The 13,043-nt window shown below is 66.1% G+C and carries 16 protein-coding genes and 1 pseudogene; 7 read left to right on the plus strand and 10 right to left on the minus strand.

The window, feature by feature from the left end:
* Window positions 1-35: 35 nt before the first annotated feature.
* The 4 genes and pseudogenes from dnaA to OIM94_RS00020 form a co-directional block, all read left to right on the plus strand.
* Window positions 36-1,371, plus strand: a pseudogene (gene dnaA, locus OIM94_RS00005) (chromosomal replication initiator protein DnaA); the annotation flags it as partial.
* Window positions 1,371-1,859 carry a GNAT family N-acetyltransferase gene (locus OIM94_RS00010; RefSeq protein ID WP_264608098.1) on the plus strand — a complete coding sequence of 163 codons (489 nt, stop codon included), beginning with the start codon at window positions 1,371-1,373 and terminating at the stop codon, window positions 1,857-1,859. The pseudogene dnaA and the gene OIM94_RS00010, both read left to right, overlap by 1 nt.
* A 110-nt stretch (window positions 1,860-1,969) precedes the next feature.
* A complete protein-coding gene (locus OIM94_RS00015; RefSeq protein WP_264608099.1) occupies window positions 1,970-2,164 on the plus strand; it encodes a hypothetical protein in 195 nt (64 codons plus the stop codon).
* A 109-nt stretch (window positions 2,165-2,273) separates the two neighbouring features.
* Entirely contained in the window at window positions 2,274-2,765 is a 492-nt protein-coding gene (locus OIM94_RS00020) for a nucleoside deaminase (RefSeq protein ID WP_264608100.1), read from the plus strand.
* A gap of 5 nt (window positions 2,766-2,770) precedes the next feature.
* Here OIM94_RS00020 and OIM94_RS00025 read toward each other — a convergent pair whose 3' ends face one another.
* The 9 genes from OIM94_RS00025 to flgC form a co-directional block, all read right to left on the minus strand.
* On the minus strand, window positions 2,771-3,145 hold the full coding sequence (locus OIM94_RS00025; RefSeq protein WP_319801135.1) for a DUF3325 family protein: 375 nt from the start codon (window positions 3,143-3,145) through the stop codon (window positions 2,771-2,773).
* Window positions 3,085-4,581, minus strand: coding sequence for a PepSY-associated TM helix domain-containing protein (locus OIM94_RS00030; RefSeq protein WP_264608101.1), 1,497 nt, complete (start codon window positions 4,579-4,581; stop codon window positions 3,085-3,087). Before OIM94_RS00030 ends, OIM94_RS00025 begins: the two co-directional genes overlap by 61 nt.
* Complete coding sequence (locus OIM94_RS00035; RefSeq protein ID WP_264608102.1) at window positions 4,578-4,877, minus strand: ketohydroxyglutarate aldolase; 300 nt, start codon at window positions 4,875-4,877, stop codon at window positions 4,578-4,580. The genes OIM94_RS00030 and OIM94_RS00035 overlap by 4 nt, the downstream gene beginning before the upstream one ends.
* 8 nt (window positions 4,878-4,885) lie before the next feature.
* The gene (locus OIM94_RS00040) at window positions 4,886-6,979 is read right to left on the minus strand and encodes a TonB-dependent siderophore receptor (protein ID WP_264608103.1); all 2,094 of its coding nucleotides are present in this window, start codon (window positions 6,977-6,979) and stop codon (window positions 4,886-4,888) included.
* A 101-nt stretch (window positions 6,980-7,080) separates the two neighbouring features.
* Window positions 7,081-8,157, minus strand: coding sequence for a flagellar biosynthesis protein FlhB (gene flhB / locus OIM94_RS00045; protein WP_264609949.1), 1,077 nt, complete (start codon window positions 8,155-8,157; stop codon window positions 7,081-7,083).
* Window positions 8,157-8,915 (minus strand): flagellar biosynthetic protein FliR, encoded by a 759-nt coding sequence (fliR, locus tag OIM94_RS00050; protein WP_264608104.1) that lies wholly within the window; start codon window positions 8,913-8,915, stop codon window positions 8,157-8,159. The genes flhB and fliR overlap by 1 nt, the downstream gene beginning before the upstream one ends.
* Window positions 8,912-9,175 (minus strand): flagellar biosynthetic protein FliQ, encoded by a 264-nt coding sequence (locus tag OIM94_RS00055; protein ID WP_264608105.1) that lies wholly within the window; start codon window positions 9,173-9,175, stop codon window positions 8,912-8,914. Before OIM94_RS00055 ends, fliR begins: the two co-directional genes overlap by 4 nt.
* An 18-nt stretch (window positions 9,176-9,193) precedes the next feature.
* The gene (locus OIM94_RS00060; RefSeq protein WP_264608106.1) at window positions 9,194-9,517 is read right to left on the minus strand and encodes a flagellar hook-basal body complex protein FliE; all 324 of its coding nucleotides are present in this window, start codon (window positions 9,515-9,517) and stop codon (window positions 9,194-9,196) included.
* A 13-nt stretch (window positions 9,518-9,530) separates the two neighbouring features.
* Complete coding sequence (gene flgC / locus OIM94_RS00065; RefSeq protein ID WP_264608107.1) at window positions 9,531-9,938, minus strand: flagellar basal body rod protein FlgC; 408 nt, start codon at window positions 9,936-9,938, stop codon at window positions 9,531-9,533.
* A gap of 118 nt (window positions 9,939-10,056) precedes the next feature.
* Between flgC and OIM94_RS00070 the strand changes: the two genes are divergently transcribed.
* The 3 genes from OIM94_RS00070 to fliP are packed head-to-tail and all read left to right on the plus strand — an operon-like array spanning window position 10,057 to window position 11,742.
* Window positions 10,057-10,293 carry a FliM/FliN family flagellar motor switch protein gene (locus tag OIM94_RS00070; protein WP_264608108.1) on the plus strand — a complete coding sequence of 79 codons (237 nt, stop codon included), beginning with the start codon at window positions 10,057-10,059 and terminating at the stop codon, window positions 10,291-10,293.
* Window positions 10,294-10,307: 14 nt separating this feature from the next.
* Window positions 10,308-10,982 (plus strand): FliO/MopB family protein, encoded by a 675-nt coding sequence (locus OIM94_RS00075; protein WP_264608109.1) that lies wholly within the window; start codon window positions 10,308-10,310, stop codon window positions 10,980-10,982.
* The gene (gene fliP, locus OIM94_RS00080; protein WP_264608110.1) at window positions 10,975-11,742 is read left to right on the plus strand and encodes a flagellar type III secretion system pore protein FliP; all 768 of its coding nucleotides are present in this window, start codon (window positions 10,975-10,977) and stop codon (window positions 11,740-11,742) included. Before OIM94_RS00075 ends, fliP begins: the two co-directional genes overlap by 8 nt.
* A 187-nt stretch (window positions 11,743-11,929) precedes the next feature.
* Here fliP and trpS read toward each other — a convergent pair whose 3' ends face one another.
* Complete coding sequence (gene trpS / locus OIM94_RS00085) at window positions 11,930-12,934, minus strand: tryptophan--tRNA ligase (RefSeq protein ID WP_264608111.1); 1,005 nt, start codon at window positions 12,932-12,934, stop codon at window positions 11,930-11,932.
* Between the last annotated feature and the right edge of the window lie 109 nt (window positions 12,935-13,043).

Here is a 13,043-nt window from a genome sequence, read left to right on the forward strand (position 1 = left end):
CTGGAACGTGAGGAAGGCCAGGACGTCGCCAAGGCTTGGGCGCATGTGCGCACCAACCTGCGTCGCTCGGCCGGCCAGCGGCTGTTCGATCAGTGGCTGAAGCCGGTGATCCTCGTCGACGGCAGCGATTCGCACGCCGTGCGCCTGGGCCTTCCCTCGCCGTTCCTCACCCAGTGGGTGAAGAACCACTATGCCGAGCGTCTGCTGCTCGAATTCCGCGCCGTGCTGCCTGGCGTCCGCAGCGTCACGCTGGAGACGATCCAGGACAATGAGCAGCGTGTGCTCAGCGCCGATCCGCTGCCGGCACCCGTGGCCGCGCCGCGTGCCGCATCCATCGTCGAGCCGGCCGAGCGCCCGTCCTTCGATCCGCGGTTCACCTTCGATCGTTTCGTGGTGAGCACGACCAACCGCGTCGCGTTCAATGCCGCGCGGTCGGTGGCGATGCCGGGCACGCCGATGTTCAGCCCGCTCTACCTCCACGCCGGCACCGGCCAGGGCAAGACGCACCTGATGCACGCGATCGGTCACGCCTTCCTCGAGGCCAATCCGGGCGCGACGGCGATCTATTCGACCGGCGAACGCTTCATGTTCGAGTTCGTGCAGGCGCTGCGCAACAAGGACACGCTGGCGTTCAAGAAGCGCCTCCGCTCGGTCGACCTGCTGATGATCGACGATCTTCAGTTCATCGGCGGCAAGGACGCGACGCAGGAAGAATTCTTCCATACGGTCAACGAGTTCATGAGCGCCGGCAAGCGCCTGGTGATCGCTGCCGATCGTGCGCCCCAGGCGCTGGAAGGCTTCGAGCCGCGCCTCGTCGGCCGCCTGGGCGCCGGCCTCGTCGCGGACATCAAGCCGGCCGAGCTCGACCTGCGCCGCGCGATCGTCGAGCGCAAGCTGAAGGACATGCCTGCCGTCGACATGCCGGTGGAAGTGGCCGACCTGCTCGCCGCACGCATCACCACCAACGTCCGCGAGCTGGAAGGCGCACTCAACCGCCTGGTCGCCTATGCCAGCCTGTCGAACGAATCGATCACCATCGATTTCGCGACCAGCGTGCTCGGCGAGGTGCTGCGCACCAGCCAGCGCCGCATCACCATCGACGAGATCCAGCGTGCGGTCTCGGCGCATTTCGAGGTGAAGCAGCTGGATCTGATCTCGGCGCGCCGTGCCGTTGCGATCGCCCGCCCGCGCCAGATCGCCATGTATCTGGCGAAGCGCCTGACAACGCGGTCGCTGCCCGAGATCGGTCGCAAGTTCGGCAACCGCGATCACTCGACGGTGATCCACGCCGTGAAGCGGATCGAGGATCTGCGTTCCAAGGATGTCGAGATCGACGGCGCGGTTCGCGCGCTGATGCGCACCCTCGAGGGGTGAGCCTGGCGATCCGCCCCGCCGCGCCGGGCGACCGCGCGGCGATCTGGGCGATCCTGGAGCCGGTGCTTCGCGCCGGCGAAACCTACGCGCTGAACCGCGACCTCACGCGCGAGGCGGCCCTGGCCTATTGGCTCGGTGCCGATCGCATACCGTTCGTCGCCGAGGCGGCGGGCGAGATCGTCGGGACCTATTACCTCCGCGCCAATCAGGCGGGTGGGGGCGCACATGTCGCCAATTGCGGCTACGCGACCCATCCGGAAGCGCGGGGGCGGGGCATCGCGCGAGCGATGGCCGAACACAGCTTTGCCGAAGCCCGCGCGCGGGGCTTCCGGGCGATGCAGTTCAACTTCGTCGTGAGCAGCAATGCCGCGGCGGTTCGCCTGTGGCATGCGCTCGGCTTCGAAACGGTAGGCCGCATACCCGAGGCGTTCGAGCACCCGGCGCTGGGTCTGGTAGATGCGCTGGTGCTGTACCGTCGCCTCTGAACACGCGAACCGATACGGCGCCGCAATGAAGCCGTTGCAGCTCAGACGGTTGCCAAACCAGCCGCGCGTCGCGATGCTGCGTTCTCAACGCGTATGAAAAGAGGATCGCCATGTTCCGTGTTGCGTCTGTAGCCGCCACCCTCGCGCTGCTTGCCACCCCCGCTTTCGCAGCGGCGCCCTGCAAGGATGCCAAGGGCAAGTTCGTCAAATGCCCGCCGGCCGCCGCAAGCGTCGTCAAGGATGCCAAGGGTAAATGCCGTGTAGCGAGCGGCCCGAAGAAGGGGCAGTTCACCGCCTGCAAATAAGGCATGCGATCCGGCGGCATCGATACGCTTTGGTGCCGCCGCGCTTCCCCTAAGGGCGGGCGGCCAAAATCGCGGCCGCGCGTTGAACGCCCAGCAGGGAGAAGACGCGATGACGGATAGCGATGAACAATGGATGCGGATGGCGATCGACGTTGCGCGGTCGAAGGGCTCCGATCCGTCCACGTCGCCCCTAGGCTGCGTGATCGTCCTCCACGGCAAGGTGATCGCTGCGGAGCGCAACCAGACCCATGAGCTTCCCGACGCGACCGCGCATGCCGAGATGATGGCGATTCGCCGCGCATGCGAGAGCACGGGCGAACTCGAACTGCGCGGGGCCACGCTCTATTCCACGCTGCAGCCCTGCGGGATGTGCACCATGGCGTCGATCTGGTCGAAGGTAGGGCGGGTCGTGTTCGGCGCCGGGCGCGACGACGTTCATGAGATGTATTTCGAGACGCGGCACGTGGATACGCTCGCCTTTATCGGCGATGCCTATCGTGACGACATCGTGATCGAAGGCGGTTGTCTGAAGGACGAATGCGCGACGCTCTATTATCCGCCCGACGCGGAACTGCCGGTCGAGGAACAGGCTAATCTCTGAACCGTCTAGTCCAGCATCCCGGCAACGATGCCGATCGCACCCAGCACGGCAGCAGCCCGCGCAATTCGGGCGTCATAGCTGAGTCCCAGCAGCATGCATGCCGCGCTGGCCGTCAGCATGCCGAACCAGGTGACGAGGGCGAGGGGCCAATCCGTCGCCCATAGCGTCGCCATGAGCGCAGCAACGAGCAAAACCCATCCAAGCGCGCGGAGCGCAGGCGCCGATATCCTTGCGGTCCAGGCACCGAGCAGCGAAGGTGCGTGCCGGGGCATCGCTGCCGCCAACGCAAAAAATGCGAGCATGGTAAGGCCTGCAGCTATCATGCCGGGTGCGACCTGGCGCGGCGACGGGGCGCGGGCGCGGGCGCGGGGCGGCGCCATTGCTTCCAGGCGAGCCAAGCGGCGCCCATGGCGATGGCGATCAGACTGATGCTGACGCCGGTTTGCGCACCATCTGCGAACGCCCCGCCGGCAAGGCCAGCCGCAAAGCAGCCGACCGCCAGCAGTGTCAGCAGCACTTGCCAGCTGCGCACCGCCGGTAGCAGCACGCCCAGCAGCACCGCGGCGCCCGCACTCCATAGCGCGATCGAGACTTCCGCTTCTGCGCGATGGGCCATGCCCAGCGGCAGCAGCCGGTTGGCGAGCAGGAAGGCGACGGCACCGATCGGGACGCCTGCCAGCACGCCTGCATTCAACCGCTCGATCAGACGATTCCCCAGGCGCAGCGGCGCGCGTTCGCGTCGCTTGACCACCCACAGCACCATGCCGCTCGCCACCGCGAGGGTCAGCATCGCGCCGCAGAGAAAATAGAGCCAGCGCGTCGCAAGCGGTGCGAAGCGGGCCAGATGGAGGCCGTATGCGACGCCATAGGTTTGCAGCGCCGGGCGATTCTCGGTGAAGTCGGCGAGGACTCGGCCGGTGGTGCCGTCGAAGCTCACCGCGCCCGCGGCATAGGCGATCTGGCGGGCATCGTCGCGGAACATGGTCACCACCGCGGCGGCGTCGCCGGGATGCTCGACGGTCACGCGGCCCACCGGCTTTCCCAGTCGCCGCTCGGCCTCGGCCAGCATCGGCGCGAGCGGGGCAAGCGGCGCAAGCTTGCCGGCGACGGGTCGGTCGACATGGCCGGGCTGGAAGGCCTGGAACATCGCCGCCATGTCGCGCCCGTAATTGGCGGTGACCGCCCAGGGCATGTTGAGCGTCGCGAGCGTCAACAGCCCGGTGAAGCTGATCATCAGGTGGAAGGGCAGGGGCAGCACACCCAGCGCATTGTGACCGTCGAGCCAGGAGCGCTGGCCCTTGGCGGGGCGGAAGGTGAAGAAGTCCTTGAAGATTCGCCGATGCGCGATGATCCCGGTGATCAGCCCGAGCAGCAGCGCCATCGCCGCGAGCGAGGCGACCAGCCGGCCCCAGGGAAAGGGCAGCTGCAGCTCGAAATGGAGCCGGTAGAAGAACTCGCCGCCCAGCGTCTCGCGCGGGGCGGGGGCGCCGGAGACGGGATCGAGCGCGCGATAGACGAAGCCGGTGCCGGGATCATAGGTCGCCTCGACCGTGTTCATGCGGTCATTGGGCAGGGTCAGGTACCAGCCGAAGGAGTTGGGTGCGTTCTTGGTGAGCCAGCCGGTAGCCGCGGTCAGCGCGGTGGCGCGGTCGGTGACGGCGACGGTCTCGGGGCGCATCCAGCGGCCGATCTCGGGCTTGAACACGCTGAGCGTGCCGCCAAGGCACATCACGAACAGCACCCAGCCGAGCAGCAGGCCCGTCCAGCCATGGAGCCACGCCATCACCTGGCGGGCGCCGTCCCGCACCGCGCTCATGCCGGCGGCATCCCGGCCATCCAGGCGATCCCTGCGAGCAGCGCCGCGGCGCCGAGGATGCCGCCCAGCGCGCGCAACGGGCCTGGGGCGAGAAATGCCCAGATCGTCGCCACGGGCGCAACGAGGAAGGCGAGCATCGTCGCCGGCACGATCGCGTCCAGCCGGGGAAGGGGCAGGGTGCGCGCCGCCGCCGCGGCAAAGCATGCCGCGACCAGATAGGCGCCGAGGCTGCCGGCCACCGCGCGCGTCGCGATGTTCGCCCGGTAGCCCCAGCCTCTGCGGAGATGCGCCCCCATGCCCTGCCTCAGTAGCTGAAGCTGATGCTGCCAAGCACGCTGCGCGGCGCGGCGTAGAAGGCCTGGCCCCACATGAGGCTGCCCAGATAGCTGCTATCGGTCACGTTGCGGACGTTGATCGCCGCGCGGACGTGATCGACCAGGCGAATGCTCGCCATCAGGTCGAGCACGGCATAGTCTTTCTGGGTAACCGTGAAGTCCGGGCTGCGGATGGTGTTCTGCCAGCGAAGCTGGGCGCCCATCTTGAGGTCGCGCAGCTCGGGCACGGTGTAGGTGGTGGCGAGCTTGAGGCTCTTGGTCGGGATGAACACGCGCGCGGCCTTGCCGGCATCGTCCTGGATCTCGAGGCCCGTATAGCCGCCGCTGATCGTCCAGTTGTCGGTCACCTTGCCGGCAAGCTCGATCTCGAAGCCACGCGAAATGGTGTCGAGGCCGCTATAATAGCTGGTGTTCTCCTGCCCCGGCTCGCCGGGGCCGAACGTGCCGGCGAAGGTCGCGAGGTTGTTCTGCTTGGCGCGGAACAACGAGGCGGTGGCGTAGAGCCGGCCACCGAACCATTCGGTCTTGAGCCCGCCCTCGATGCTGGTCCCGGTCACCGGATCGAGCCGGCGGCCGGTCCGGTCCACTTCGATCTGCGGATTGAAGATGTCGGTATAGCTTGCGTAGAACGAGACGTTCTTGGTCAGGTCATAGGTCAGCCCGGCATAGGGGCTGACGCGGCTGTTCTTGCGGTACTGGTCGGCACCGTAGGAATATCCGCTCGACTTGAGCCAAGTCGCGCTGCCGCCGACCACTGCCTTCAGCCGATCGGTGAGGTTGAGATGCGCGGCGCCATATGCCCGCGTGACCTCGGTGCGGCTGTCGGCCTCGAGCGAGATCGGCTTGGTGCCGGGATCGGCGACGATGGCGCTGGAGAGGTTCGGCACCGCGGGATAGGCAACATAGCTGTTGCCTTCGCCCTGCCACTGGCGGTTGTCGAGCCGGCCGGTCGAGACGCCGAACGCCAGCTGGTGCTCGCGGCCGAACAGGTGAAGCGGGCCGGAGGCGGTGAGGTCGCCGAGATACTGGTCGGTCTCTGACGGATAGGCGCCGACCTGCCCCGCAATGCCGAGCCCGGTTGCCTTGTCGGGCGTGTCAAAGGCGTAGAGCAGCCGCGCCTGCTGCTTGTTGTTGGCATAGGTGAACACGCCCTTGGCCTGCCAGCCCTTGCCAAGGTCATAGGCGAGCTCGCCGAACGCGCGCTGGTCGGTCGTGTCCCAATAGGTCCAGGGCGCCGAGGACGTCGCCGAGCGCGCATAGGGGATGCGGCTGCCGTCCTTGTAGGTGAGCGGCAGCGCGCCCCACAGCACGCCGTCTGCATTGTTGTCCTGGCGGCTGTAGCCGATCGTGGCGGTGAGCTGCGGCGTGACCTTCCAGTCGGCGATCAGGCCGTACACGTTGCGGTTGACGTGGTTGTAGTCGAGATAGCTGTCGCGGCTCTCATGCGCGTAGATCCCCCGCACCGCGACCGTGTCGGTCACCGGCACCGAGACATCGGCCTCCGCCCGCCAGCGGTTCCACGACCCGGCCTGGACGTTGGCGCGCGCCTGGAGCGTGTCGGTGGGGCGCTTGCGGACATAGTTGATCGTCGCGGACGGATTGCCGACGCCGGTCATCAGCGCATTGGCGCCGCGGATCGCCTCCACCCGATCGAACAGCGCGGTGTCGAGGTCGCCATATTGGATCCCATAGGGCAGCGGCAGCCCGATCCCGTCAACCTGGAAGCTGGTGATGTCGAAGCCGCGGGCGTTGTAATAGGTACGGTCGGATTCCACGCGCTCGACATTGATGCCGACGGTCTGGTCGAGCAGATCGTTGATGTTCGTCAGCTGAAAATCCTGGATCCGCGCCTGATCAACGACGGTAATCGACTGCGGCGTCTCGCGCGGCGTGAGCGTGAGGCCGGTTACGCTTCGCGACGGCTGCTCGGCGGTGCCGGTAACGACGATCTGGCTCTGCTGATCGCTGTACTTGTCCGTATCCGGCTCGGTGCCGGCGACGGCGGTACCGGGGAGCGCGATCAGCGCGGAGGCGAGCAGTGCGGTACGCAGCGACAGACGCATTATCGACGTTTTCCCTTTGGGCTTAGTTGTGTAGGCGAGCCTTTAGGAAAGAACTATATTGCGAGTCAATCGCATTATCAGATTTGATCGTTGTGCGGCGTTCAGCGCCGGTTCCGTGCGATCTTCATCACGTAGCTGATCACCTCCGCCACGGCGGCATAGTGCTCGACCGGGATGGGCTTATCGAGATCCGCGCTGGCGTAGAGCGCGCGAGCGAGCGGGCGGTTCTCGACGAGCGGGATGTTGTGCTCGGTGGCGATCTCACGGATCTTGAGCGCGATCGCGTCGACCCCCTTCGCCACCACCACCGGGGCGGCCATCGCGCCATGATCATATTGCAGGGCGATCGCGTAATGGGTCGGGTTGGTGATGACGACGCTGGCCTTGGGTACGTTCGACATCATCCGGCTCCGGGCGCGCTGCATTTGCAGCTGCCTGATCTTGCCCTTGATCTTCGGATCGCCTTCGCTTTCCTTGTACTCGTCCTTCACTTCCTGGAGGCTCATGCGCATTCGCTTGAGATAGGACATGCGTTGCCAGACAAAGTCGAACAGCGCCAGCGCGCCCACCAGCATCGCGATCGGGCGCAGCATCGCATGGACGATGTCGCTTGCGGCGCTGCCCGCATCGACAAGGTCGGCACCAACCAGCCGGTCGATCGTCGCGGCATGCGGCCAGGCGATCGCGGCGGCGATGCCGGCCACCAGGCACAGCTTGGCGAAGGTCTTGGCGAACTCGACCAGCGCCTGCTTGCCGAACATCCGCTTGGCGCCCGTCATCGGGTTGAGCTTGTTCCACTTGGGCTTGATGCGCGACCAGGCGATCATCGGCCGGCCCTGCAGCACGCCCCCCAGAAGCGCGAAGCCGAACAGCGCGGCAAGGATCGGCATCAGCGCGGTGCCCACCGCGGCAAACAGGCCGGTGGCGAAATTCTGGGCGCCGTCCGGCTCCATCCGGAAATCGTCGGCGCCGCCCCATAGCCGCACGAACAGATTGCCGCACTGCTGGATGGTGTAGGTGCCGAGGCCGCCCATCACGACCAGCGCGGCGACGAACATCGCGGCGTGGCGCATTTCCGGCGCCATCGGCACGTCGCCGCGTTTTCGCGCGTCTTCAAGTTTCTTGTCGGTTGGTTCCTGAGTCTTGTCGTCGGACTCGCTGCCGCCACCGCCGGCCATCACCAGCCCTTTTGTAGCGCGTCACCCATGGCCTGGGTGAAGAAGGTGAGCATCGTGCCGATCGTGGTGATCGCCAGTGCGATACCCAGCAGCAGGTTGAGCGGTTGCGCGATAAAGAACACCTGGATCGCCGGTGCCACGCGCGCGGCGAGCCCGAGGGCCACGTTGAAGACGATGCCGTAGACGAGAAACGGTGCGGCGAGGCTGATGCCCAGCGTCATCGAGCGGCCGATCGCCTGCACCGCGAGCTCGGCGAAATCATGCATCGGCGGCATGCCGCCGATCGGGAAGCTCTGATAGCTGTGGATGATCGCGCCCAGCCAAAGATGGTGGACCTGCGTGCCCATGCACACCAACGCGGCGACCAGCCCGACGAGCTTCGAGAGGATCGGCGCCTGGCTCGACTGCGAGGGGTCGAACATCACTGCGGCGGACAGCCCGATCTGAGTGCTCATGATCGAGCCCGCCATCGAGATCGAGAAGAACAGGATCTTGACGATCATGCCCATTGCCAGCCCGGTGATCAGTTCGGTTACCAGGATGGCGGGGAGTACCGCGCCCGCCTGCACCGATGCGCGCGCAGGCTCGCCGATCATGCCGTAGAAGGCGAACGACATGGCGAAGGCGATGAACATCCGGATCCGGCCCGGAATGGCGTCTTCCCCGAACACGGGCAGCAGCATCAGCACCGCGCCCACCCGCGCGAACACGATGAAGAAGGCGGAGACGTGCAGCGCGAGATCGGGCGGAACGATCATCCGTGAATGATCATGTCGCTGATCTTGGCCATGAACTGACCAAGCGCCTGGCCCATGGTGGGCAACATCAGCAGGAAGACCAGTCCCATCGCCAGCAGCTTAGGCACGAAGGTGAGGGTGGTTTCCTGGATCTGGGTCAGCGCCTGGAGCAAGCCGACGAAGACGCCCACGATCAGCGAGGTCAGCAGCAGCGGTCCGGCGACGGTGAGGATCAGCATCAGGGCAGATTCGGTGAGGCTGATCAGCTGCGCGGGCGTCATGATGTCAGGTTCCGACCGTCAGATCTGCATGCGCATGATTTCGCTATACGCGCCCACGACGCGGTCGCGCACCGCCACCATGGTGTCGAGCGCGGTCTCGGCGGCGCCGATCGCGGTGACGACGTCGATCAGATCGCCCTTGCCCGCGACCTGCTTGGCCGAGGCGGACTCCGCCGCGCGCAATTTGTCGGCGGTGCCGCCGACCAGGTTTTCGACCATCGCGCCGAAACCTGAATTGTCGCCGTCGCCGATTTCGCTTCCGCCGGCAGCCTTGCCCAGCGTGTTGCCGAGCGAGGCGACCCGGCCATAGGCCTTGGTGGCGTCCAATGCTCCGATAGACATGCTTCGCAATCCCTTACTTGAGCAGATCAATGGTGCGCATCGTCAGGCTTTTGGCCGCTTCGATGGCGTTGAGGTTGGCTTCGTAGCTGCGCTGCGCCGCCTTCATGTCGGCGCTTTCGATCAGCCCGTTGACGTTGGGCTTGAGCACATAGCCCTGGGCATCCGCCGCGGGATGGCCGGGCTGGTAGACCTTGGTGAAATCCGACTGGTCGCCCTGGATGGACTTCACCTTCACGCCGGTCGCACCGCTCGCGCGATCGACCGCCGCCTGGAAGCTCACCACCTTGCGGCGATAGGGATCGCCGCCTGCGGTATCGGAGACCGAGTCTTGGTTCGCGAGGTTTTCCGCGATCACGCGCATCCGCAGCGACTGCGCGCGCAGACCCGAGGCGGAAACGCCCAGCGAAGCATCCAAATCCATCGTTGATCCTCCACGGGCCAGACAAGCGGCCCACGCCAACATTGTAGGCAAATTTTGCCGGGGCGGGCGCCGGGGGCGGAAAAAAGGTTCCTATAACGCTTTAGGGAAAGGGAGACGCATGTCCGTACTCGATGGAATCATGATCGAAATGTCGGTGGTGCTCGGTTCGACCGAGGTACCCGTCCGGCAGATCCTGCAGATGAGCCGCGGCGCGATGATCCCGCTCGACTGCGGCCAGGACGACCCCAGCATGGTCTATGTCAATGGCGAGCTCGTCGCGGTGGGGCGCATCCTGGTCGACGGCGAAGTGATGTCGCTCGAAATCTCCGAACTCGTGAAGAAGTCGCGTAACTGATGGACCTATTGTCGATGTTGCGTACGCTGGGCGCGTTGGGCCTGGTGTTGGGGATGCTGGCGACGGCCCTTTGGGTCGTGCGTCGCTATGATCTGAAATTGCCGGGACGGGTCACCGGTGGGGGACGTAAGCGAGTTGAACTGGTCGAGCGGCTGGCGGTGGACGCCAAGCGCTCTGTTGCGCTGATCCGGCGCGACGGCTGCGAGCATCTGATCCTCATCGGCCCCGAGGGGCATGCTACCATCGAGACCGGCATCACGCCGCCGGCACCGGTGCCGGTGGCGGAAGCGCCGGCCGAGCCGGACGCGCCGGCGAAGATCGAGGACGATCTGGCGGTGCTCAAGGCGGGCGTGGCGAAGCTGGCGGGCAAGCTCGATTTCAAGGGCATGGTCGACAAGCTGCGGCCGGATACGCCGACCGATACGCCAGCCGAGGCGGTGCACGTCGCGCCCGAAATGCCGTTCGACGCGTCGCCGGCAGAAGAAGCGCCAGCGGAGGCTCCGGTGGTCATCGCCGATCCGGCGCCGACGTTGCCGCAGGCTGCCAACGACGCCGAGCCTGCCCCGCTCGAGGAAGGCGCCAAGCCGGCGCCGCGGTCCCGTGCGCGCAAGGCGCCGACCCGCACCCGCATCGCACGCGACACCACGCGCTGGAACAAGCGTGCGGTCCGCGAGGCACTGAATGCGTAAACTGTTCGCCGCGGCCGCACTGCTGATCGTGCTGCCGGTCGCGGCGCACGCGCAGGCAGTGGCGCCTGCTGCCGCCCAGGCGGCGCAGACGGCCGCGCAGGGCGCGACCATTACCATCGGTGGCGAAGGCCCGTTGTCCGCCAAGGCGATTCAGCTGGTACTGATGCTCACCGTGCTCAGCCTGGCCCCGGGCCTGCTGATGACGGTCACTAGCTTCACCCGCATGGTTGTCGCGCTTTCGCTGTTGCGCACCGGCATCGGCACGCCCGGCGTGCCGCCCAATCCGGTGATCATCAGCCTGGCGCTGTTCCTCAGCTTCTTCGTGATGGCACCGACTTTCGAAAAGGCGTGGAGCGAGGGCGTCGAGCCCTACACCAAGGGCAAGCTCACCGAGGTGGCGGCGTTCGAGAAGACCAGCGAGCCTTTCCGCCAGTTCATGCTGGGCCAGGTACGCGACAGCGATCTCAAACTGTTCGCGGATCTCGCCAACAAGAAGATCGCGTCACGCGCAGATACCCCACTGACCACGCTGGCGCCTGCCTTCATGATCTCCGAATTGCGCCGCGCCTTCGAGATCGGCTTCATGCTCTTGCTGCCGTTCCTGGTCATCGACCTGGCAGTCTCGGCCGTGCTGATGGCGATGGGCATGATGATGCTGCCGCCGCCGACGATTTCGCTCCCGATGAAGATCATCTTCTTCGTGCTGGTCGACGGCTGGGCGCTGGTCGCCGGCTCGCTGGTGAAAAGCTTCACGCATTGAGCTGACCCTCCCGGCGGGAGGGTGCGTGCCGGGATCGCGCGTATTGTGCCTTTCCGCAACCTGCCGTCATCCCGGCGGAAGCCGGGATCCATTCGCGTCTAGGCGTCTGCAAGAGCCGAAGCGGCGTGGCCGATGGATTCCGGCTTTTGCCGGAATGACGGTGTATAGGTTGATCGAACGAAATTCGTTACACCTGCAGCCCGACCGCCTGCTGCGCCGCCTTGAGCGTAGGCGCCGCCAACGCGCCGGCTCGCGCTGCGCCTTGGGCAAGCTTGGCACCAACCTCGGCCCGGTCATCCAGCAGCGCGGTCAATCGCTCGCGGATGGGGCCGAGCACCGAGATGGTCAGATCCGCCAGCGCTGGCTTGAATGTGCCGAAGCCTTGTCCGGCATACTCCTCCACCACCGATTGCGGGTCGCGGTCCGCGAGGGCGGCGAAGATCGTCACCAGGTTGCGTGCCTCCGGCCGCTCGGCCAGCGCATCGAACGTGTCCGGCAGCGGCTCGGGATCGGTCTTGGCCTTGCGGCACTTGGCGGCGATCGTGTCGTTGTCGTCGATCAGGTTGATGCGGCTGAGGTCCGAGGGATCGGACTTGGACATCTTCGCATTGCCGTCGCGCAGGCTCATGATCCGCGGCGCGGCCTTGCTGATCAGCGGCTCGGGCAGCGGGAACAGCTCGACGCCGAAATCCTGGTTGAACTTGGTCGCGATGTCGCGGGTCAGTTCCAGATGCTGCTTCTGATCCTCGCCCACGGGCACGTGCGTAGCCTGATACACGAGAATATCGGCGGCCTGGAGAACCGGATAGGTGAAAAGGCCGACACTGGCGCCGTCGCGGTTCTTGCCCGCCTTGTCCTTCCACTGGGTCATGCGGTTGAGCCAGCCCATCCGCGCGGTGCCCTGGAGGATCCAGCATAATTCGGCATGGGCGGGGACACGCGCCTGGTTAAACAGGATCGAGCGATCGTCGATGCCGGCGGCGAACAGGGTGGCGGCCATCTCGATCGTCGAGGTGGCGAGTTCCTGCGGGGTCACCGTGCCGGTGAGCGCATGGAGATCGGCGAGGAAGAACAGGCATTCGCCACCGGTTTCTTCCAGGGAGTCCTGCATCGCGACCCACTGCTTGATGGCGCCAAGATAGTTGCCGAGGTGAAGGTTGCCGGTGGTCTGGATGCCCGAGACGACGCGCATGAAGTATCACTCCGCACCCGGTTGACCGTTCGGCCGTTGGACGGGCCGCGGGTCCTTGGACGGCGGGGGTGCAGGCCGCGCGACTTGCCAGGACGCGGGCGCTCTAGAG

The organism is Sphingomonas sp. R1 (assembly GCF_025960285.1).
Lineage (GTDB): Bacteria > Pseudomonadota > Alphaproteobacteria > Sphingomonadales > Sphingomonadaceae > Sphingomonas.

Bases quoted from the DNA above. Each gene is read 5' to 3' on its own strand.
- OIM94_RS00015 (WP_264608099.1), top strand. From the start codon at position 1,970: ATGTTCCGTGTTGCGTCTGTAGCCGCCACCCTCGCGCTGCTTGCCACC.
- OIM94_RS00020 (WP_264608100.1), top strand. From the start codon at position 2,274: ATGACGGATAGCGATGAACAATGGATGCGGATGGCGATCGACGTTGCG.
- OIM94_RS00025 (WP_319801135.1), bottom strand. From the start codon at position 3,145: ATGGCGCCGCCCCGCGCCCGCGCCCGCGCCCCGTCGCCGCGCCAGGTC.
- OIM94_RS00030 (WP_264608101.1), bottom strand. From the start codon at position 4,581: ATGAGCGCGGTGCGGGACGGCGCCCGCCAGGTGATGGCGTGGCTCCAT.
- OIM94_RS00035 (WP_264608102.1), bottom strand. From the start codon at position 4,877: ATGGGGGCGCATCTCCGCAGAGGCTGGGGCTACCGGGCGAACATCGCG.
- OIM94_RS00040 (WP_264608103.1), bottom strand. From the start codon at position 6,979: ATGCGTCTGTCGCTGCGTACCGCACTGCTCGCCTCCGCGCTGATCGCG.
- flhB (WP_264609949.1), bottom strand. From the start codon at position 8,157: ATGGCCGGCGGTGGCGGCAGCGAGTCCGACGACAAGACTCAGGAACCA.
- fliR (WP_264608104.1), bottom strand. From the start codon at position 8,915: ATGATCGTTCCGCCCGATCTCGCGCTGCACGTCTCCGCCTTCTTCATC.
- OIM94_RS00055 (WP_264608105.1), bottom strand. From the start codon at position 9,175: ATGACGCCCGCGCAGCTGATCAGCCTCACCGAATCTGCCCTGATGCTG.
- OIM94_RS00060 (WP_264608106.1), bottom strand. From the start codon at position 9,517: ATGTCTATCGGAGCATTGGACGCCACCAAGGCCTATGGCCGGGTCGCC.
- flgC (WP_264608107.1), bottom strand. From the start codon at position 9,938: ATGGATTTGGATGCTTCGCTGGGCGTTTCCGCCTCGGGTCTGCGCGCG.
- OIM94_RS00070 (WP_264608108.1), top strand. From the start codon at position 10,057: ATGTCCGTACTCGATGGAATCATGATCGAAATGTCGGTGGTGCTCGGT.
- OIM94_RS00075 (WP_264608109.1), top strand. From the start codon at position 10,308: ATGTTGCGTACGCTGGGCGCGTTGGGCCTGGTGTTGGGGATGCTGGCG.
- fliP (WP_264608110.1), top strand. From the start codon at position 10,975: ATGCGTAAACTGTTCGCCGCGGCCGCACTGCTGATCGTGCTGCCGGTC.
- trpS (WP_264608111.1), bottom strand. From the start codon at position 12,934: ATGCGCGTCGTCTCGGGCATCCAGACCACCGGCAACCTTCACCTCGGC.